This window comes from Photobacterium toruni, from assembly GCF_024529955.1.
In the GTDB taxonomy this organism is placed as follows: domain Bacteria; phylum Pseudomonadota; class Gammaproteobacteria; order Enterobacterales; family Vibrionaceae; genus Photobacterium; species Photobacterium toruni.
The window spans coordinates 830,619-851,481 of the sequence record NZ_AP024854.1 but is presented as its reverse complement, the minus strand read 5'-3'; the positions used below and the strand labels follow the sequence as shown (position 1 = coordinate 851,481).

The window sequence follows — 20,863 nt, the reverse complement described above, 5'->3', positions numbered from 1 at the left end:
TAATGAAGTAACGTCATTCCTTTTGGCTATATTTCAGCATAAATAGCTGAACATTAACAATAACTCTAGTCAATAACACAGCAAGTATGGGTTTGAAATAACACAAAAAACTATTTTACGAAATTTTATGCTAAAAGGTGTTCCTTTAAACTGGTTTTATAGTGTAATTTGTGGGGAGACTAAAAATTATCATCAGGATAGTATTATATGCAAAATTTCGGGATGTCATCCAAGCTCAATAATGTTTGCTATGACATACGTGGTCCCGTTCTTAAGCATGCTAAACGCATGGAAGAAGAAGGCCAAAAAATACTTAAACTTAATATTGGCAATCCAGCGCCGTTTGGATTTGATGCCCCTGATGAAATTCTGGTTGATGTGATCCGTAATTTACCAACATCACAAGGCTACTGTGATTCAAAAGGCATTTATTCTGCACGTAAAGCCATCGTACAACATTATCAAAAATGTGGCTTACTCGACATTGATGTTGAAGATGTTTATATCGGTAATGGCGTATCTGAATTAATTGTGATGGCGATGCAAGCATTGCTCAACCATAAAGATGAGATTTTAGTACCCTCTCCTGATTACCCATTATGGACAGCAGCTGTATCGCTGTCAGGAGGCACAGCTGTTCACTACACTTGTGATGAACAATCTGATTGGTATCCAGATCTTGATGATATCAAAAAGAAAATTGGGCCTCATACGCGTGGTATCGTACTGATCAACCCGAATAATCCAACGGGCGCAGTTTATAGTCGTGAGTTTCTCTTAGAAATCGTTGAGATTGCACGTCAACATAATCTGATTATTTTTGCCGATGAGATCTACGATAAAATCTTGTATGACGGTGCGAAACATACTTCAATTGCACCGTTAGCGCCTGACGTATTCTGTATTACCTTTAATGGTCTGTCTAAATCATACCGAGTATGTGGTTTCCGTGCCGGTTGGATGGTGTTATCAGGCGCAAAACAGAAGGCCAAAGGTTATATTGAAGGCTTAGAAATGCTGTCTTCTATGCGTTTATGTGCCAACGTACCAATGCAGCACGCGATTCAAACAGCACTCGGCGGTTATCAAAGTATCAATGAATTGATCTTACCTGGCGGACGCTTACTCGAACAACGTGATAAAGCTTATGATTTATTGACTCAAATTCCAGGAATTTCGTGTGTAAAACCCAAAGGGGCGTTATACCTCTTCCCCAAATTAGATCAGAAAAAGTTTAATATTGTCGATGACCAACGCTTTGCAATGGACTTCTTGCTGCAAGAAAAAGTATTAGTGGTTCACGGCACTGGCTTTAACTGGAAACAACCTGATCACTTCCGTATTGTAACGCTACCGCGAGTTGATGACTTAGAGCAAGCAATGACCCGTCTTGAACGCTTCCTGCATAGCTATCGTCAATAATAACGACAACCACTCACCGTCGTTAAGTGAACAGCACACAATTATCAGCCTCGGTTTATTCCCGAGGCTTTTTTATCTACTTTCACATAACACCTGAACACTTACCAAGTAATTTCTTCATAAACACCACACACTTGATATACTTATACCCATCAAAATTTTGCTATAAGGGAACACTCCCATGGAAAAAAGCCATTTTTTTGCTCATCTCGCGCGAATGCGTTTAATTCAACGCTGGCCATTAATGCGCAGTGTTGAAACTGAAAACATATCAGAACACAGCCTTCAAGTTGCTTTTGTGGCTCACGCACTGGCGCTCATTAAAAACCGTAAGTTTGGCGGTAATGTTAATCCTGAACAAATTGCATTATTAGGTATGTTTCATGATGTCAGTGAGGTGATCACTGGTGATATGCCAACCCCGATTAAATATTTCAACCCAACCATTGCTGAAGAATATAAAAAGATCGAACTGGCTGCCGAACAAAAATTACTCTCGATGTTACCTGAAGAATTTTATGATGATTATGCGCCATTAGTTGATAGCCACAAATTAGATCCTGAAAATGCCGCTATCGTTAAACAAGCCGATACTTTATGCGCTTATCTTAAATGTTTAGAAGAATTAAGTGCAGGTAATCATGAATTTACCAAAGCGAAAAAACGCCTTGAAGAAACGTTAGCAGCGCGCAGAACCCCTGAAATGGACTATTTCCTAACAACTTTTGCAGATAGCTTTAATTTAACATTAGATGAGATCAGCTAATGACAGCGTTTATTATTGATCCTTGTTGGGAACAACGTCATAGCGACGAACAAAAAATGCGTCGCGATGATCATCGCTCGGCCTATCAACGGGATCGGGCACGAATTTTACACTCAGCCGCATTTCGTCGCCTGCAAGCAAAAACTCAAGTGCATGGCGCTGGCAATCATGATTTTTATCGTACTCGTTTAACTCACTCGCTTGAGGCTTCACAAATAGGCACGGGTATTGTGGCGCAATTAAAATTAAAGCAGCCTCAATTCCATTCATTATTGGCCTCAACCAGCCTTATGGAAAGTGTCTGTCTTGCGCACGATATTGGTCACCCACCATTTGGTCATGGTGGTGAGGTAGCATTAAATTATATGATGCGTAATCATGGCGGTTTTGAAGGCAATGCTCAAACATTTCGTATCGTCACATTACTAGAACCCTACACTGAACATCATGGTATGAACCTTTCTCGTCGAACGTTATTAGGTTTACTGAAATACCCCGCATTACTCAGCCAAACAACCGCAACGGAACGCGCCGATGATGTGGTTAATTTTCGTCATTTAAAAGCCAAGTTATGGCACCCAGCAAAAGGTATTTACAATGATGATAAAACGGTCTTTGATTGGGTATTAGCCCCTTTGTCAGAGCACGACCGCCAGTTATTTAAACAAATGCGTAATCACTCACCCTTACCGCATCAACATAATAAGACACAGTTTAAATCACTTGATTGCTCAATCATGGAGTTAGCTGACGATATTGCTTATGGCGTTCATGATCTTGAAGATGCAATTGTGATGGGTATTGTTAATCGTGATCAATGGCAAGAAGCGGTCGCATCAAAAATTGCTGAATGTGGTGACCCATGGCTAGAACAACGAATTGGTGAGATCAGTGAACATATGTTTGCCAGCCACCATCAACGTAAAGATGCAATTGGCGCACTGGTTAATGCTTTATTAACATCAATTGAAATCGCACCAACACTGCAAGATGGCATCAACAGTTTTGAAGAGCCATTATTAAACTGGAATGCTTATCTATCACCCGCAATGGAAAATGCCCTGAATGTCTTAAAACAATTTGTCAGTGATTATGTGGTGAAAAAGCCTGAAATTCAGTTATTAGAATATAAAGGTCAGCAATTAATCATGGAGTTATTTGATGCTTTTGCCTCAGATCCTGAGCGTTTATTACCAGAAGCCACCCGCAAGCATTGGCAACATGCAGTAGATAAAGGCGATAATGAAATGCGTATCATCGCTGATTATATTTCAGGCATGACCGATGGCTTTTCACAGCGGCTATACAATACTCTCTTTCAACCATCGATTACGCTGGAAATAGGTAATGAAGGGCATGGAGTATAGCGGATTCAATGCAGAAAATGACGGAATTGGGTTTGGCATTTACTCAGCCCATTATCCGTCATCTCGAAAGTTGAGGCACGAAGCTATCCGTGATCTACTAAAGGCGAGATTGAGCCTTAAAGGCGCCAGTGAATACATAAACACGACAACACGCGGAGAGTTGATTACCTATCTCGTTCGTAACCTCACTGTAGGGAATGACGATTATTGAGCTCTAATACTCGCAAACTCGTTCCTGCTCTTGCCTATTTGCTCACAAATAATTCTTCTCAAATACCCCTTGCGGCATATGCTTTATCTGAAAATCTATCATATGATTAAACGTCGTTAACAATGGTGTAAATTTATCACTATTGGCTTCAAATGCAGACAAGGCTAAATAACCCGCTTCTACGGTTGAAACACCCTGCTCTTTTGGCGATTTACGAATACGATAATTACCATTGTCAGCATTGTCTAAATTTACTAATGGCAAATGGTGCAAATTAGTGGCAAGCAGCCACATTTTATACGCTTTTTTCCATGTACCATCTAATAAAATAACCGTTTGTATACGTTGCTTATTTGCCGTGGCTGCAACCCTTGATATAGGCACTGAACCCTCACCGGGATAGATGACATACACATCACGTTCAGGCTCTGCGAGTAAGCGGTTAAGCTCATCATTACCAGAAAAATCTTCTCCCACCCAAAGTCGGCTATTTGGTAGAGAAAGTGATAAGATTCTTGCAGTGCCTATTGCACGTTTAATTTCAGATGGGTGCTGCAAAATCCAAATTTCCGTTGTTGCTGTGATGTTTTCGATCCAGTGGCAAATACAGGCTTTTTTTGCCTTACCACAGTATTCACAATACCGACTCATTGAGGTTGCCTTGTCTATTCGTAATTATATTATTATTGCATTAATTATAGGAATTATTGCTCAAATTCCACAACTTCAACCACTACTCGTATGGGATCGCCAAGCAATACTGAATGGTGAAGTATGGCGGATCCTAACAGGAAACATTACCCATACCAATTGGATTCACCTTACGATGAATGCCAGTGCCTTTGCTATTATTAGCTTTATTTTTCGCGCCCATTTTACACCACGTCATTACAGCTTATTAATTTTAAGCCTCAGTACGATTATCGGTTTAGGACTCTTTATAACCCAGATCAACTGGTATGCCGGCTTCTCAGGCGTATTACATGGTTTATTTGCATGGGGAGCTATACGTGATATTCAAACTAAAACTAAAGGCGGTTGGTTATTATTGCTAGGGTTAATTGTAAAAATAAGCTGGGAACAATGCTTTGGTGGATCTGCTAGCTCAGCAGAACTAATAGGAGTACAAGTTGCGACCCAAGCCCATTTAATTGGAGCTATCTCTGGTGTAATTATTGCGTTACTCACTTCCCCAAAAAAATAATGAATTTAGAAAGCAGGTAATGCTTAGACAAAAAACGACAGGTTATATACCTGTCGTAATGGATAAAACTTAATTTATTAACGATTACAATTTAATTCGATTACGATTCTTATCCACTGTTGAAGCGCCAATTCCTTTTACTTTTGTAAGATCATCAACAGATGCAAACTTGCCATACTTAATTCGATATTGAATAATATTTTCAGCTTTATCTGGTCCGATTCCCACTAATAACTCATCAAGTTGTTCAGCATTAGCATCATTAATATTTACTATAATATCAATACCTTTATGTTGATCTGAATTCGCATAACTTACAGGTGCTAATACTAATGTACCAGCCACAACGATTGCTTTAAATAACTGATATTTTATGGTCATTGTCATTCTATCCCTAATTAAGATGAATAGGCATGATATGCAACAGGTATAACAAAACAACCGTAGCCAATAACATTTAACCTAAAAAAAAGACGGGCCGCACAAGTCGACCCGTCTGTTTACATCATGGTTTCAATTAATCTTTTGATGAGTCTTGCATTGGGTAGCTAATCTCTGCTGATTCACGTAATGTTTTCAAAGTAGCAGCAAGATCTTCTTGAGCAAACATTTGCTCAATCTGTTCTGCAAATTGACCATTTACTTTATCGCCAGCCAGTTTCATATTAACTACTTTATCAAGCGCAATAATTTCAACGTTACCGTTATTATCTCGTGCTATACCGTAAGTTGTTTTGCCAGCTGTTGGTTTAGGTAAACTAAATGCTACATTTGAAATATTCACATTTGGACCTGAACGATTGATTGTTTGCTCACCAGAGAAGCTTAAGCCATCTTTAGCAACAATATCATCCTTACCTTTACGTAGGTCTGCCATAATTTCATCAGCTTTAGCTTGTGCCTGTTGTTCACCTTTTTGGCTTGCAACCATTGCCGTCACTTTTGCTGCAACATCTTTAAATGGTAATACCGCTTCTGCACGAGCATCATCAACACGTACCACAATTACATGCTCAGGACCGACTTCAATCACATCTGAGTTCATACCATCATCATGAACTTCTGGGCTCTGTAGTGTTTCTTGAACTTGCTTGTTAGCCAGCACACCCTTTTCTGCTGCAGGTGTGATGTAACCGGTGTTAACAATTTTCGCATTAACAGCTTCAGCAGCAGCATCAAGTGAATCTGGAGATTCAAAAGCGACTTCTGCTAGCTTACTTTTCAGTTTGTAGAACTCATCAGCTGCTTGTTGATGTTGCAGTTCAGCAACAATTGTTGCTTTAACATCAGCAAATGGTTTTACTTTTCCAGCTTTAATGCCATCAAGTAAAATGATGTGGTAACCAAATGATGATTTCACAAGACCAGACATATCTCCCGGCTTAGCAAGCGCAAAAGCTTCTTGCTCAAACGCAGGATCCATCATGCCCTTAGTGAACCACTCTAATTTACCGCCATCTTTCGCACTGAAAGTATCATCAGATGATTGCTTCGCCACTTCAGCAAAGTTAGCACCGCTTTGTAGCTTCGCAAGCAAGGCTTCTGCTTTTGCTTTCGCTGCTGTTGTATCACCTTTGATTAAGATATGACTAACTTCGCGCTCTTCTGCAGTACTGAACTTAGCTTGATTATCTTTGTAGTACGTTTCTGCGGCTTGTTCTGAAACCTTAATATCTTTAGTTAAGCCTTTATCTGATAGCTCGATGTAAGATACTTTGATTTGTGCAGGTCGAGTGAACAAGTTTGGATTTTGGTCGTAAAAATCTTGCGCTTCTTTATCTGTTACTTTTACTTTTTGAGTAAAGTCAGCAAGGTTCAGCGTCAATGTACGAACAACACGTTGTTGTGATTCAAGCTTACGTAATTCATCAGCTTCATCAGCTAACACAAAGTCACTGCCTTGTAGCGCTGATAGGAATTGTTGACGTAGCATGTCTTTACGGATCGTTTCAGCAAACTGATCAGGCGTAAAGCCAGCACGACGCAATGCCATATTATATTGCTCGTTATTAAATACACCATCAACGGCAAAAGCAGGCATCGCAAGAATTTCTTGTTTTACTTGTGCATCACTAACACTAAGACCAAGTTTATTGGCACGTTGTTGAATAAGTTCATCATTCACCATACGATCCAATACACTTTGACGAAATTGCTTCACATAAGTAGGATCGCTCATCAATGTTGAAAAATAATCGCCCATACGCTGTTGCATACGGTTACGTTCATTTTGATAAACTTGCTCAAACTGACGTTGGCTAATGTCTTTACCATTAATCTTTGCTGCAACTTGCTCATTTCCACTCGCCAGATAACTGCCGACGCCAGCAAATACAAAAGATAAAATAATAAGGCTAAGAATAATCTTTACCCAGATGCTGTTAGCGCCTTCGCGCAATCGCTCCATCATAATCTGCCGTCTCTCCTACTGTTCGATCTGGCTCGGTTTCGAACTACTATCAAATTAATGCACAATGCTACCGACATCACCATGATGACTGCACCATACTATTTACTACATGTTATATAACAACAACTGAATAGATACTGTTATATCAATGACCTTGTTTTAACTAACTTAGCCTTATTAATATAGATAACCTGTGACCGATAAGCCACATACAGCACTGAGAATTGTTACATAAAATCAATTAAACAACATTATAATGAATATCTCACTGGATATTCATCGTAGATTGCTGCTATGAGGCTATCTTATAAGTAAAAAAAACGCATCAACCGATGCGCTTTTATCGTACCAAATGAGTATACCCTTTTCGGTAGCAATTTTTAAGCCATGAAAACATGACTAAATAATGGCAGTTAGCCCATTATTTCTATTTCTTAGTTTACAGAATCTTTAAGCGCTTTACCTGGTTTAAAGCCAGGTACTTTTGCTGCTGCAATTTGGATCTCTGCACCTGTTTGTGGGTTACGGCCAGTACGTGCAGCACGCTCACGAACAGAAAAAGTACCAAAACCAACTAATGCAACCGAATCGCCTTGTTTTAGTGTTTCAGTTACAGTTTCAATCAATGCATCAAGAGCACGGCCAGCAGATGCTTTAGAAATATCAGCACTTTCTGCAATTTTATCAACTAGTTGAGTTTTGTTCACAATTAGATCCTCTTAATGAACCTTGATTACAACGCTATATTTGAATATGAAATCGCGCAATGTAACCAAATAGAAAAACATGATTGCCTTGATAGCCATTAAAAGTCACTATCAAGACTTAAAATTAGTTCGCATAATGCGATTAGATGTACCTTATAGCCACACAAAAAAACGCTGACAAGGTTTTTAATCCTGAAAGCGTTTTTTATTTAACTAATTTAGCTATAGGTCACTATTTTGTACATTGACCAACTCAATGCCTGTTGGATTATTCTGCAATGCCAACATTAACACCTCATCAATCCAACGCACCGGACGCACTTCCAAATCAGCAATAACATTCTCTGGAATTTCTTCTAGATCACGTTCATTCTCTTTTGGAATTAATACCGTTTTAATACCACCACGGTGAGCAGCTAATAGCTTCTCTTTCAAGCCACCAATAGGTAACACTTCACCACGTAATGTGATTTCGCCAGTCATCGCTACATCAGCACGTACAGGGTTACCCGTTAAGCTTGATACCAAGGCTGTGCACATCGCAATACCCGCACTTGGACCATCTTTTGGTGTTGCGCCTTCAGGTACATGGACATGAATATCGCGTTTTTCGTAAAAATCGCTCGCAATACCTAATCGTTCAGCACGACTACGTACCACTGTCATTGCCGCCTGAATAGACTCTTGCATCACATCGCCTAAAGAGCCAGTGTATGTCAACTTACCTTTACCTGGCATTGACTCAGTTTCGATAGTTAATAAATCACCACCAACCTCAGTCCATGCAAGACCCGTAACTTGACCAACACGGTTGCTTTCATCAGCTTTACCGTAATCGCAACGCTGCACGCCTAAATAATCTTTTAGGTTATCTTGGCTAATCGAAACGTGCTTAATGTCTTTGTTCAATAAAATTTCTTTCACTGCTTTACGGCATAGTTTAGAAATTTCACGCTCAAGGCTACGCACACCAGCTTCACGAGTATAGTAACGAATAATACCCATTAATGCTGAATCTTCAATCGTCAACTCACTAGGCTTTAATCCATTACGCTGAATTTGCTTTTCAAGTAAGTGATTTTTAGCAATATTCAGTTTTTCATCTTCGGTATAACCAGAAAGACGAATCACTTCCATACGATCAAGTAATGGACCAGGAATATTCATTGAGTTTGACGTTGCAACAAACATTACATCAGATAAGTCATAATCAACTTCTAAGTAATGGTCGTTAAACGAACTATTTTGCTCAGGATCCAAAACTTCTAGCAGTGCTGATGCCGGATCACCACGCATATCAGACGACATTTTATCGATTTCATCTAATAGAAAGAGTGGGTTTTTCACTTCCACTTTTGCCATTTTCTGAATTAATTTACCTGGCATTGAACCAATGTATGTACGGCGATGACCGCGAATTTCAGCTTCATCACGTACGCCACCTAATGCCATTCGCACGTACTTACGTCCCGTTGCGGCTGCAATAGATTGGCCTAATGAGGTTTTACCCACACCAGGAGGACCCACAAGACAAAGAATCGGACCTTTAAGTTTATTTACACGGCTTTGAACCGCTAAATACTCAAGAATACGTTCTTTAACGCGATCTAAACCATAGTGATCAGCGTTAAGAATTTCTTCTGCTTTAGCAAGGTTCTTTTTAACTTTAGAACGCTTATGCCAAGGCACACTTAACATCCAATCAATATAACCACGAACAACGGTTGCTTCAGCTGACATCGGTGACATCATTTTCAGCTTTTGTAGTTCTTGCTCCGTTTTTTCACGCGCTTCGGCTGGCATCTTAGACTGATCAATTTTGATCTTTAATGCTTCAAATTCATCCGGTGCATCGTCAAGCTCACCCAATTCTTTCTGGATGGCTTTCATTTGTTCGTTAAGATAATACTCGCGCTGACTCTTTTCCATCTGCTTTTTAACGCGTCCACGGATGCGTTTTTCAACTTGTAGCAGATCGATTTCAGACTCCATCATTGCCATCAAGAACTCTAAACGTTCTGTGATATCAACAATTTCAAGTACTTTCTGCTTATCCGCTAATTTCAGTGGCATATGCGCTGCGATGGTATCAGCCAAACGCGCAGCATCATCAATGCCATTTAAAGAGGTTAAGACTTCTGGTGGAATTTTTTTATTGAGTTTGATGAATCCTTCAAACTGGCTTATTGCCGTTCGAACAAGTACTTCTTGCTCACGCTCATCCATTTCTGGGGTTACCAAAAATTCAGCATTTGCGGTAAAAAATTCATCATCAACAAGATCTTCAACTTTGGCGCGTTGTTGGCCTTCAACCAACACTTTTACCGTACCATCAGGTAGTTTTAATAGTTGAAGAATGGTTGCAACAGTACCAACATCATAAAGATCAGTGATCGACGGTTCGTCTGTGGCTGCTTCTTTTTGAGCGACCAACAGAATCTGTTTATTGTTTTCCATTGCCGATTCAAGGCAACGAATTGATTTTTCCCGGCCCACAAACAATGGAATAACCATATGAGGGTATACCACTACATCACGTAGCGGTAGAACCGGGATCTCAAGGCGCTCAGAACGCTCCAGGTTCATATTCTTCTCTCTTCCTGTCCATACTAATCGTATTAAATAACTCGACTGAATACAGCATAGTTACTTAATACGATTAGAGTTAGCTTATATTGAGTATATGGGGGTAAAGCATCAAGTTTCAATGTATGAAATGTCAGAAAATAAAAAAGGAGGCAAAAGCCTCCTTTTTTTAGCTTTTATGTGCAGATATTGAGCACTTACTCAGCACTTGCCGCTTCTTGTGGTTCTGTATTTTCGAAAATCAGTAATGGTTCTGATTCACCGTTAATTACAGACTCATCAATCACAACTTTACTGACACCTTCTAGAGACGGTAGCTCATACATAGTATCAAGTAACACAGCTTCAACAATAGAACGTAGACCACGAGCACCTGTTTTACGATCCATTGCTTTTTTAGCAATCGCAATAAGTGCATCGTCGCGGAATTCAAGTTCAACGTTTTCAAGCGCTAATAATGCTGCGTACTGTTTAGTAAGGGCATTCTTAGGCTCACGTAGAATTTGAACTAACGCTTCTTGGTCAAGCTCGCCAAGTGTTGCTGTAACAGGTAAACGACCGATGAACTCAGGAATTAGACCGTATTTCACCAAATCTTCTGGTTCAACTTTCTTAAACAAATCACTTAGCGTATCTGTTTGATCTTTTGAACGAACATCAGCTGCAAAACCGATGCCTGTACCTGTTGCTACACGTTGCTCAACCACTTTATCTAGGCCTGCAAATGCACCGCCACAGATAAATAGGATCTTAGAAGTATCAACTTGTAAGAACTCTTGTTGAGGATGCTTACGACCACCTTGCGGCGGAACAGAAGCAACAGTACCTTCGATCAGTTTCAACAATGCTTGTTGAACACCTTCACCTGATACATCACGTGTAATTGATGGATTATCTGACTTACGAGAAATCTTATCGATTTCATCGATGTAAACAATGCCGCGTTCAGCTTTGGCTACGTCATAATCACATTTTTGTAGTAACTTTTGAATGATGTTTTCAACGTCTTCACCAACATAACCAGCTTCGGTTAATGTTGTTGCATCAGCCATTGTAAACGGAACATCAAGCATACGCGCTAGTGTCTCAGCTAATAGCGTTTTACCACTACCAGTTGGGCCAATAAGTAGGATATTACTCTTACCTAATTCAACGCCATCACTATTTTTATCGCCATTACGTAGACGCTTATAGTGATTGTATACAGCAACAGCCAACACTTTTTTAGCATGTGATTGACCGATGACATAATCATCTAAGTTATTACGAATTTGTTGTGGAGTCGGCAGCTCGTCGCTATCGCTTTTCGTCATCACTTCTTTGATTTCTTCGCGAATAATGTCGTTGCATAAATCAACGCATTCATCACAAATATAAACAGAAGGACCGGCAATTAGCTTGCGAACTTCATGCTGACTTTTACCACAAAAAGAGCAGTAAAGTAGCTTGCTGCTACTTCCCTCTTTGCGCTTATCTGTCATTCGCTAACCTCTTTGATTGGGGTATCCCATCATTGTCATGTCTTGAGTGTATAACAAGTCGACTTATTTTGCTTTACTAAACCCGCTTCGCGAATTGCAAAATAAAATACGGTTAGTCACGCTTACTCAATACAGCATCAACAAGACCGTACTCTACTGCCTGATCTGCAGACATAAAGTTATCACGATCAGTATCACGCTCAATAATCTCTAACGGTTGACCCGTATGTTCAGCCAATAATCCATTTAAACGTTGTTTAATCGTTAGAATTTCTTGAGCATGGATTTGAATATCCGATGCTTGACCTTGGAAACCACCAAGTGGTTGGTGGATCATCACGCGAGAGTTAGGTAGGCAATAACGCTTACCTTGAGCACCGCCTGCCAATAGGAATGCACCCATTGAACATGCTTGTCCCATACATACTGTACTTACATTTGGTTTAATAAACTGCATGGTGTCATAAATTGACATACCCGCTGTTACTGAACCGCCTGGAGAGTTGATGTAAAGAAAAATATCTTTGTCTGGGTTCTCAGACTCCAAAAATAGCAATTGGGCTACAACTAAGTTAGCCATATGATCTTCAACCTGACCGGTTAAGAAAATCACACGCTCTTTTAGGAGACGGGAATAAATATCGTAAGAACGCTCACCACGAGAAGTCTGCTCGACCACCATCGGTACCAGCGCATCCATAATCGGTGACATGCCGTTTTGTGCTTGGTAGCTCATAATCTTATTTCCCTAAAATAAATGGCCCGAATGAAAGTATTCACACGGACCATTGTTAGCAGAAGACTTGAGAGAATGTCAAATCTCTACAGTAATTTCAGTAAATTAAGCAGCAGGATTCATTAGATCGTTGAAGCTAACTTCTTTATCTGAAACCTGAGCTTTAGCTAGAAGTGCATCAATTGCTTGCTCTTCTAGAGCAACGTTGCGCATATTGTTCATTAGCTGCTCGTTGCTTTCGTAGTATTTAACTACTTCTGTTGGATCTTCGTATGCAGAAGCCATTTCAGCGATGATAGCGTTAACACGCTCTTCGTCTGCTGTTAGTGCTTCAGCTTTAATTACTTCACCAATAAGTAGGCCAACAACTACACGACGCTTAGCTTGCTCTTCGAACAATTCACGTGGTAGTTCAGGCATGTTCTTAGCATCGCCGCCAAAACGTTGTGCAGCTTGCTTACGTAGTGCTTCGATTTCTTGATCAATAAGCGCAGTAGGAACTGCGATGTCGTTTTGCTCAACAAGACCGTTAAGAGCTTGATCTTTAATACGACCTTTAACAGCTTGCTTAAGCTCACGTTCCATGTTCTTACGAACTTCAGTCTTAAGACCTTCAACAGAACCGTCTTCAACACCGAACTTAGCAACGAATTCTTCAGTTAGTTCAGGAAGCTGTTGTGCTTCAACTTTGTGAAGAGTAATAGCAAACGCTGCAGATTTACCTTTTAGGTTTTCTGCGTGGTATTCTTCAGGGAAAGTTACTTCTACAGTAAACTCGTCGCCTGCTTTATGACCAACAACACCTTCTTCGAAACCAGGGATCATACGACCTTGGCCCATAGCAAGTGCGAAACCTTCAGCTTTACCTCCGTCAAATGCTTCGCCATCGATAGTACCAACGAAATCGATAGTTACACGGCTATCAGCTTCAGCTGCTGCTTCAACGTCAGTCCAAGTCGCTTGTTGCTTACGTAGTGTATCTAGCATGCCGTCAACGTCAGCATCAGTTACTGTAACAACTGGCTTCTCAACAACAACTTTATCTAGACCAACAAGTTCGATCTCTGGGAACACTTCAAAAGAAGCTTTAAATACTAAATCTTTACCTTCAGCAATTTCTACTGGAGTGAACGTTGGAGCGCCAGCTGGGTTGATCTGCTCTTTAACGATAGCTTCGATAAAGTGACGGTGCATTACTTCACCTAGGATGTCTTGACGAACAGAAGCGCCAAACATTTTAGCAACCATCTTCATTGGTGCTTTACCTGGGCGGAAACCGTCGAAACGACGAGTTTTAGCAATTTTACGTAGTTCAGCAGCAACTGCATCTTCGATATTCGCAGCAGGAACTGTAATAGTTAGGTGGCGTTCTAGACCTTCAGTGGTTTCAACGGTAACTTGCATTATATTTAACCTCAAAACTTACTCAGCTTTTCTGAGTGATGTTGCCGAACAGCCATTTACTGACGGTGGCATCCTTTCATGTTACAGCTCGAAAACCATAACGCCTAAATTCTTTCTTCAAGATTCTGATAGTAGATACCTACTGATCAGAGCGCGCTATTATAACGACACGTAAGCGTGACGTCGAGGTAGATACCTTTAAACGCGAGCGATCTCTTCAACTGTCTAACAAGATAGGGGCTATAAATATCATTTCAAGGGGAAAAATGAAAAAAATCGGCTTTAATCCATTTTTTTTGTTTAAATGTTGGAAAAACGAGCTAATTATAAAAAATTTCAGCAGTGAAATAGCAGAAAAATAATCTTAGAGTAATAACGATAAGAGAAGAATAATGAAAGTAAAATCAGAGAATAACAAGGAGATATAACAGAGAGAAGATGGTACGCCCTGCAGGATTCGAACCTGCGACCACATCCTTAGAAGGGACGTGCTCTATCCAGCTGAGCTAAGGGCGCATCATTGTGTAACAAGAAGCTACGAGGCAGGATTATACGTAGCTATAAAGTAAGGTCAATCCCTTTACTCAATTTTTTATGATTCAAGCAACTGAGTGGTTAAAGATGCAACAAAAATCACTTTTTTACAGATATTTACAAGATAAACAAAGGCTCACAACCGTTATTTGTCCTCTTAATTATCCCCTCTGTAATCACCAACTCAGCAATCAAGTAACAACATCACAATCTTGGTTAAAAGATAAAACCAAATAGCAATCGTTTGCTCAATAGCAATTACATTTATAATCTGCCACAATATTGGCGTTGATACGTTCAACTAATACAACAAAGGATCACCATGAGCGCTCAAATTATTGATGGGAAAATCATATCCCAAACTGTACGACAGGAAGTTGCCGCGAGAGTAAAAGCACGCACTGATGCCGGATTACGCGCACCAGGTCTAGCTGTTGTTCTCGTTGGTCAGGATCCAGCCTCGCAGATCTACGTTGGTAGCAAACGCAAAGCCTGTGAAGAAGTTGGGTTTATTTCAAAATCATTTGATTTACCCACCACTGCCTCTGAACAGCAATTACTCGATTTAATTGATGAACTCAATCAAGACCCAACAATGGACGGTATTTTAGTTCAATTGCCATTGCCTGCAGGTATGGACTGTACCCGTATTCTTGAACGCATTGATCCAGAAAAAGATGTTGATGGATTTCATCCCTACAATGTCGGTCGCCTAAGTCAACGTATTCCTAAATTACGTTCATGTACGCCAAAAGGCATTATTACACTACTTGAACGCTACAACATTGAAGTACGTGGTAAGCATGCGGTGATTGTCGGTGCATCAAATATTGTGGGACGTCCAATGACACTTGAGTTATTACTAGCCGGTGCAACCACAACAACGTGCCACCGTTTTACTCAAGATCTTGAAAGTCATATTCGTCAAGCTGATATTTTAGTTGTTGCAGTAGGTAAACCTAATTTTATTCCAGGAAATTGGATTAAAGAAGGCGCAACAGTGATTGATGTTGGTATTAACCGCCTTAAAAACGGTAAATTATGCGGGGATGTTGAATTCGATGTCGCTTGTCAGCGTGCTAAACACATAACACCGGTACCTGGTGGTGTTGGGCCAATGACGGTAGCGAGCTTAATTGAAAATACGTTGCTTGCCTGTGAACAATACCACTCAGCATAAATACCTAAGCTAAAAATAGCGTATGACGAGACTTCCAAAAAGCGAGTAGCAACATACTCGCTTTTTTGTTGCTGTTATGCTTTGTTTTTCACTAAATCAGTATTTTCTATGCTCACTTTTACTTGTTTACCAAGTAAATTAATCAGCATAAATGATCGTTTCTCACCATCAGCTTCCTGATAGATAGCATCAAGACCTTTAAACTTGCCTTGCTCTAAAATTAATTTATCACCTTGTTTGGGTAAAGACTCAAACATATGCTCATATGAATGATTCTCTTCATTTAGCATCAAGTTATAAACAAGCTCTTCACTAACAATTTGCGGCAAAGCTCCTTGACGAATAAAATCGGCGACACCACGCGTTGAGCGTACGGTAGTAAAACTTAGATATTCAGGATCAAAGGTAACAAAAACATAGCTTGGAAATAATGGTTCATAGCATTCACAACGTTTGCCACGTACGATTTTTTCTACTACAACCTGAGGGTAATAACATTCAGCCCCTTGACGATCAAGATTGATCACTGCGCGCTCTTGTTCGCTACGCTTACAATAAAGTAGATACCAATCTTTCATTATCAACCCCAATAAAACCTTAACTTCGATTATTATATACAAAATAAATACTGATTTATATCTCTCTCCTTGCCGCTATTTTTACAATAAACAACTGCCTTTTTATTCTAAAGATATATATTCAAACGATACTATTGACTAATATTCGAGTCTTAATTTGTAACATGTATGAATATCCTCAACCTATGATACAACCATCTAACATAAGATCTAAAAACAGTATAAAATTCCAATTAAAGGCACAGTAATAGTGTAAGATACATCCCTAACGAATGAAATTTAATTTTTCATATGTGATCATTAAATACACAAACACTTATTTATCAGTCGATTATAATGTTTTATTATTGTTTGTTAAATGTAAAAACTTGCAGTTAAATATATTGTGCTTTATAAACCTACATGAAATGAGCAAACACACTAATTAAAATAAAATAGAGAATCCTATGAGTCATAATAGTAGTGGTACCCTTCTGGGCCACCCAAAAGGCTTGTTCCTTTTATTTGGAACAGAGCTATGGGAACGCTTTTCTTATTACGCGATGCGCGCCATCTTGGTTTTATATTTAACAGATAAAACCATTAATGGCGGTCTTGGTTGGACGACAGAAGAAGCACTTAACTTATACGGTATCTACACTGGCTTAGTTTACTTTACTCCTCTTATAGGTGGTTGGATTGCTGACAATATTTTAGGTCAACGTCGTTCAATTATTATTGGTGGCGTACTAATGGCTATTGGTCAATTTACACTTGCCTTACCCCATAGTGTCGTTGATCCCCATGCCGTTACAGCCTTCTACGTTGGTTTAGCTTTCCTTATTGTGGGTAATGGTTTATTTAAACCCAATATTTCAACCATGGTAGGTGATTTATACCCTGAAGGTGATCATCGCCGTGATGGTGCTTTCACTATTTTCTATATGGGTATTAACATTGGTTCATTATTAGCGGGTGTTATTGCAGGTACTGCATCTGCAATCTACGGCTGGAAAGCGGGTTTCCTATGTGCAGGCGTAGGTATGCTAATGAGTTTATTAATTCAAGTTTTCTTTGCTCAACGTTACTTAGGCGATATTGGTACTGTACCTGCAGCCGTACGTGATGCTGCAAATAATGCCAGTGGTAAAAAAGAACCATTAACTAAAATTGAGCGAGATCGTCTAAAAGTTATTTTAGTAATGTGTACCTTTGTTATCGTATTCTGGGCGGGCTTTGAACAAGCTGGCGGCCTAATGAATATTTACTCTCAAGAATATACCAACCGTATGATTGGTAATTTCGAAGTACCTGCAGCATGGTTCCAATCATTAAACCCATTCTTTATTATTCTATGTGCACCTCTACTTGCTGCGCTATGGGTTAAAATGGGTAAAAGTGAGCCAAATTCACCCGTTAAATTCGCTTTAGCTATGTTCTCTCTTGCGCTAGGTTTTGCCTGCATGATTGGTGCAGCGTTAGAACAAAATGGGGATATGACAGTAAAAACATCAATGATGTGGCTGGTCGGTGCCTACTTCTTCCATACCATTGGTGAGTTATGTCTATCACCTATTGGCTTGTCAATGGTAACTAAATTAGCGCCGCTTCGTCTTGCGTCATTAATGATGGGAGCATGGTTTGGTGCTAATGCTATTGCTAACTATATTGCAGGTGTTGTAGGTGCAAGTATCGGAGAAGCTGGTCCATTAGCTATTTTCTCAGGTATTGCAATTACTGCCGTTGTTGCTGGTGTATTGTTGCTGTTGTTCTCTAACAAGCTAATTTCGTGGATGCATGGTGCTGAAGGTGCTGTCGATAGCGATGAAAATGATACTAAACCGCAACCGGCTAACGCTTAATTGTGGCTTTAACTAAATAAAAAAAGAGGATGCTATCGCATCCTCTTTTTTGTCTTGTCTTGTCATAATACGTTTATGTTACGGTTTCAAAATTAACACTAAAATTAGCGTGATTAATATCGCTGAGAGATAATCGTCCCCCTGCATCTGACATTGGTAGAATCACGAGAGGATTATCACAGGCTCGCTCTCCTAACCACTGCCCTGCTGTTATCATTGCACATTGATCACCAACGTGTAACTCACCACCAAGACCTGCAGCAATCAGATGCAATTGCTTCTCTGCTAAATTAAACACACCAAATAACCCTCTTACAGGCGTTGCATAACCTGAATACTGTAACCCTAATTCTATTTGCGCGACTAAGTGCTGAATACTGCTTAAATAATTCCCTTGATGACGCAAAAAGTCATTAAAGCATGCTCTGATTAATAATGCGGTTGCGGTACTATTTTCACCACCAGAGCTGGTATCAACCATATAAAACGCCAATTGACCATCAATTAGCCAGATATAATCAAAAATAACCGGTGATATTTCAGCTGCTTGTAGAGCTCGATAACTAAGTCTCCAACGTCCACAACGAGATTGAAGATCAGGCATTAATCCCATTAATAAGTCGCGAGCGGCTTGAGGATTGTTTTTTAATTCTGAAATATGCCACTGTAATTCTTCTTCAACTAAACCTGCATCATCGGCATCAATTACCCAACGCTGAGAAAAATCTTGCTGCTTCTGCCGCGCACTATCTTGCATTTTCAATACCGACACTATTGATGATTTTAATGCCATAATATTATTGATCGGTTTAATCAAAAAATCTTTCACTCCCAAGCGTAACGCCTGAGCAACATCTGTCATATCTCCAGTGCCCGAAATAACGATCATCGGCGTCATTGGATACTGAAGAGCAACCTCTTCAACAAACTCCATTCCCGTCATTACTGGCATTGATAAATCACATAATAGTAAATCTGGAATCTCGTCTTTTAGGGCTCTTAATCCAACCAATCCATTTTCCGCTTCTCGTACCTGACAGCCTTGGCTATTTAAAAAGCCTGCAAGCATGGTTCGAAACACAGGATCATCTTCTACGATAAGTATACTTTTCCCTTTAAGCAAAAGTCTCTCCTTTTTCATAACTACGTCTATGAGTGTATAAGCTAAAATTAACAACACCAACTATGATCGCCAAACTTTGTTATCACTCCCAGTTTTATAAAGACAAGCAATAACTAAAGCATCGAGGATAGTTTACAGGTAATAACTTTTTTATGTTTTAGCAAAATATTTGTTCTATAAATATAGATGAGTTCAAACTCTATAAAAATTTATAAATAAATCGGCATCAGACCTCTAAATATAAGGTCTAACATATTTTTATTTAAAATACACAACAAAAGGGGGTGATTTTGACTCGTTTTGTTATACAATTACCCATTATCAGTTTTCACAAATGACTTTGATATGAAACTTGACGATCTAAACCTATTCCGCATGGTTGTGGAAAATGGAAGTTATACCGCCGCATCACGCAAAACACAGGTACCTGTTGCGACGTTAACCCGTCGTATTCAAGCACTAGAGGAAGGCCTTAATATTCGCCTTTTAAATCGTCATGCTCGTAAACTATCGCTGACTGAAGCTGGTCAGAAGTTTTATCATGATTGTGCACCATTATTACAACAACTTCTTGATACTACTGAACATATCAGTGAAGAATGTAAAGGCGCTGCAGGTAAACTGCGAATTGCTGCACCGACGAATATCACAAAGGTGATGTTACAACCGTTGCTAACAGCATTCATGCAAGAGCATCCTGCCATTAGCATTCAACTGTTTATGAGCAATGAACCAGATCAACTTGATCCAACAGATTGGGATGTTATGTTCCGTGTTGGTCCTCAACGTGATTCAACGCTTATTGCACGTCGCATTAATGAAGTAAAAGATATTCTAGTCGCAAGTCCTGATTATCTTAAGAAAAACCCAGAACCTAAGCATGCTCAGGATCTACATGAACATACCTTATTGAAAGGCAATCCGCTATTACGTTGGCGTTTAACCAATCAAAATGGTGAGACTGTTACCATTAACGAACGTGCGCGCTTTGAAGCAAGTGAACTTAATGTTATCCGTAAAGCATGTAGTGCAGGTCTTGGTATTACACTAATGCCTAACGTAATGTTAGAAAAATACATTGCTGCGGGTGATGTAGTACAAGTACTTAAAAACTGGTCTGCTAATCCACGTGATGTATATTTGATTTACAACCACCGTGATTACCAACCAGAAAAACTACGTCTATTTATTGATTTTGCAAGTCATTACTTTGATCTTGAAAAACACTAATTAGAATTGGTGCTCAAAAAAAAGAGAAAAATGCCGCCAAATAATCAGGAGCGGCATTTTCATTTATTAATCACCACAATTTA

The 20,863-nt window shown here is 39.6% G+C and carries 17 protein-coding genes and 1 tRNA gene; 7 read left to right on the top strand and 11 right to left on the bottom strand.

Annotated elements, in window-relative coordinates; all coding sequences use genetic code 11:
• Nucleotides 1-207: 207 nt before the first annotated feature.
• The 3 genes from OC457_RS04285 (at nt 208) to OC457_RS04275 (ending at nt 3,555) form a co-directional block, all read left to right on the top strand.
• The gene (locus OC457_RS04285) at nt 208-1,422 is read left to right on the top strand and encodes a pyridoxal phosphate-dependent aminotransferase (RefSeq protein WP_080173426.1); all 1,215 of its coding nucleotides are present in this window, start codon (nt 208-210) and stop codon (nt 1,420-1,422) included.
• Nucleotides 1,423-1,603: 181 nt separating this feature from the next.
• Complete coding sequence (yfbR, locus tag OC457_RS04280; RefSeq protein ID WP_080173425.1) at nt 1,604-2,188, top strand: 5'-deoxynucleotidase; 585 nt, start codon at nt 1,604-1,606, stop codon at nt 2,186-2,188.
• The gene (locus OC457_RS04275) at nt 2,188-3,555 is read left to right on the top strand and encodes an anti-phage deoxyguanosine triphosphatase (RefSeq protein ID WP_080173424.1); all 1,368 of its coding nucleotides are present in this window, start codon (nt 2,188-2,190) and stop codon (nt 3,553-3,555) included. Before yfbR ends, OC457_RS04275 begins: the two co-directional genes overlap by 1 nt.
• A 253-nt stretch (nt 3,556-3,808) precedes the next feature.
• Here OC457_RS04275 and OC457_RS04270 read toward each other — a convergent pair whose 3' ends face one another.
• Entirely contained in the window at nt 3,809-4,417 is a 609-nt protein-coding gene (locus OC457_RS04270) for a tRNA-uridine aminocarboxypropyltransferase (RefSeq protein ID WP_080173422.1), read from the bottom strand.
• A gap of 10 nt (nt 4,418-4,427) precedes the next feature.
• On the opposite strand from OC457_RS04270, the gene rrtA reads away from it, so the two are divergent.
• Entirely contained in the window at nt 4,428-4,970 is a 543-nt protein-coding gene (gene rrtA / locus OC457_RS04265) for a rhombosortase (protein WP_235866898.1), read from the top strand.
• A gap of 84 nt (nt 4,971-5,054) precedes the next feature.
• On the opposite strand, the gene OC457_RS04260 is transcribed toward rrtA, so the two are convergent.
• From OC457_RS04260 to OC457_RS04225, 8 genes are all read right to left on the bottom strand, one after another.
• Nucleotides 5,055-5,357 carry a ComEA family DNA-binding protein gene (locus OC457_RS04260; RefSeq protein WP_080173420.1) on the bottom strand — a complete coding sequence of 101 codons (303 nt, stop codon included), beginning with the start codon at nt 5,355-5,357 and terminating at the stop codon, nt 5,055-5,057.
• 130 nt (nt 5,358-5,487) lie between these two features.
• Nucleotides 5,488-7,380, bottom strand: coding sequence for a peptidylprolyl isomerase (gene ppiD / locus OC457_RS04255; RefSeq protein ID WP_080173419.1), 1,893 nt, complete (start codon nt 7,378-7,380; stop codon nt 5,488-5,490).
• Nucleotides 7,381-7,814: 434 nt separating this feature from the next.
• On the bottom strand, nt 7,815-8,087 hold the full coding sequence (gene hupB / locus OC457_RS04250; RefSeq protein ID WP_060997303.1) for a nucleoid-associated protein HU-beta: 273 nt from the start codon (nt 8,085-8,087) through the stop codon (nt 7,815-7,817).
• 222 nt (nt 8,088-8,309) lie between these two features.
• Entirely contained in the window at nt 8,310-10,673 is a 2,364-nt protein-coding gene (gene lon / locus OC457_RS04245) for an endopeptidase La (protein ID WP_080173418.1), read from the bottom strand.
• A 197-nt stretch (nt 10,674-10,870) separates the two neighbouring features.
• On the bottom strand, nt 10,871-12,154 hold the full coding sequence (clpX, locus tag OC457_RS04240) for an ATP-dependent protease ATP-binding subunit ClpX (RefSeq protein ID WP_080173417.1): 1,284 nt from the start codon (nt 12,152-12,154) through the stop codon (nt 10,871-10,873).
• A gap of 112 nt (nt 12,155-12,266) precedes the next feature.
• Entirely contained in the window at nt 12,267-12,890 is a 624-nt protein-coding gene (gene clpP / locus OC457_RS04235) for an ATP-dependent Clp endopeptidase proteolytic subunit ClpP (protein ID WP_080157990.1), read from the bottom strand.
• A gap of 105 nt (nt 12,891-12,995) precedes the next feature.
• Entirely contained in the window at nt 12,996-14,294 is a 1,299-nt protein-coding gene (tig, locus tag OC457_RS04230; protein WP_080173416.1) for a trigger factor, read from the bottom strand.
• 439 nt (nt 14,295-14,733) lie between these two features.
• Nucleotides 14,734-14,810: transfer RNA gene (locus tag OC457_RS04225), tRNA-Arg, on the bottom strand.
• 340 nt (nt 14,811-15,150) lie between these two features.
• Between OC457_RS04225 and folD the strand changes: the two genes are divergently transcribed.
• Entirely contained in the window at nt 15,151-16,008 is an 858-nt protein-coding gene (gene folD / locus OC457_RS04220; protein WP_080173415.1) for a bifunctional methylenetetrahydrofolate dehydrogenase/methenyltetrahydrofolate cyclohydrolase FolD, read from the top strand.
• A gap of 74 nt (nt 16,009-16,082) precedes the next feature.
• Here the strand turns inward: folD and rfaH are convergent, their stop codons facing one another.
• Entirely contained in the window at nt 16,083-16,586 is a 504-nt protein-coding gene (gene rfaH / locus OC457_RS04215) for a transcription/translation regulatory transformer protein RfaH (RefSeq protein ID WP_080173414.1), read from the bottom strand.
• Nucleotides 16,587-17,032: 446 nt separating this feature from the next.
• Here rfaH and OC457_RS04210 point away from each other — a divergent pair, with 446 nt between their 5' ends.
• Nucleotides 17,033-18,427: a peptide MFS transporter gene (locus OC457_RS04210; protein WP_080173413.1), complete on the top strand. Its 1,395-nt coding sequence runs from the start codon at nt 17,033-17,035 to the stop codon at nt 18,425-18,427.
• Between the two features lie 73 nt (nt 18,428-18,500).
• On the opposite strand, the gene OC457_RS04205 is transcribed toward OC457_RS04210, so the two are convergent.
• Entirely contained in the window at nt 18,501-19,550 is a 1,050-nt protein-coding gene (locus OC457_RS04205) for a response regulator (protein ID WP_080173412.1), read from the bottom strand.
• Nucleotides 19,551-19,895: 345 nt separating this feature from the next.
• On the opposite strand from OC457_RS04205, the gene OC457_RS04200 reads away from it, so the two are divergent.
• Nucleotides 19,896-20,780 (top strand): LysR family transcriptional regulator, encoded by an 885-nt coding sequence (locus tag OC457_RS04200; protein ID WP_080157996.1) that lies wholly within the window; start codon nt 19,896-19,898, stop codon nt 20,778-20,780.
• Nucleotides 20,781-20,863 lie beyond the last annotated feature (83 nt).

Excerpts from the sequence above, each read along its gene's own strand:
- OC457_RS04285 (WP_080173426.1), top strand. The coding sequence starts at position 208 with ATGCAAAATTTCGGGATGTCATCCAAGCTCAATAATGTTTGCTATGAC.
- yfbR (WP_080173425.1), top strand. The coding sequence starts at position 1,604 with ATGGAAAAAAGCCATTTTTTTGCTCATCTCGCGCGAATGCGTTTAATT.
- OC457_RS04275 (WP_080173424.1), top strand. The coding sequence starts at position 2,188 with ATGACAGCGTTTATTATTGATCCTTGTTGGGAACAACGTCATAGCGAC.
- OC457_RS04270 (WP_080173422.1), bottom strand. The coding sequence starts at position 4,417 with ATGAGTCGGTATTGTGAATACTGTGGTAAGGCAAAAAAAGCCTGTATT.
- OC457_RS04260 (WP_080173420.1), bottom strand. The coding sequence starts at position 5,357 with ATGACAATGACCATAAAATATCAGTTATTTAAAGCAATCGTTGTGGCT.
- ppiD (WP_080173419.1), bottom strand. The coding sequence starts at position 7,380 with ATGATGGAGCGATTGCGCGAAGGCGCTAACAGCATCTGGGTAAAGATT.
- lon (WP_080173418.1), bottom strand. The coding sequence starts at position 10,673 with ATGAACCTGGAGCGTTCTGAGCGCCTTGAGATCCCGGTTCTACCGCTA.
- clpX (WP_080173417.1), bottom strand. The coding sequence starts at position 12,154 with ATGACAGATAAGCGCAAAGAGGGAAGTAGCAGCAAGCTACTTTACTGC.
- clpP (WP_080157990.1), bottom strand. The coding sequence starts at position 12,890 with ATGAGCTACCAAGCACAAAACGGCATGTCACCGATTATGGATGCGCTG.
- tig (WP_080173416.1), bottom strand. The coding sequence starts at position 14,294 with ATGCAAGTTACCGTTGAAACCACTGAAGGTCTAGAACGCCACCTAACT.
- folD (WP_080173415.1), top strand. The coding sequence starts at position 15,151 with ATGAGCGCTCAAATTATTGATGGGAAAATCATATCCCAAACTGTACGA.
- rfaH (WP_080173414.1), bottom strand. The coding sequence starts at position 16,586 with ATGAAAGATTGGTATCTACTTTATTGTAAGCGTAGCGAACAAGAGCGC.
- OC457_RS04210 (WP_080173413.1), top strand. The coding sequence starts at position 17,033 with ATGAGTCATAATAGTAGTGGTACCCTTCTGGGCCACCCAAAAGGCTTG.
- OC457_RS04200 (WP_080157996.1), top strand. The coding sequence starts at position 19,896 with ATGAAACTTGACGATCTAAACCTATTCCGCATGGTTGTGGAAAATGGA.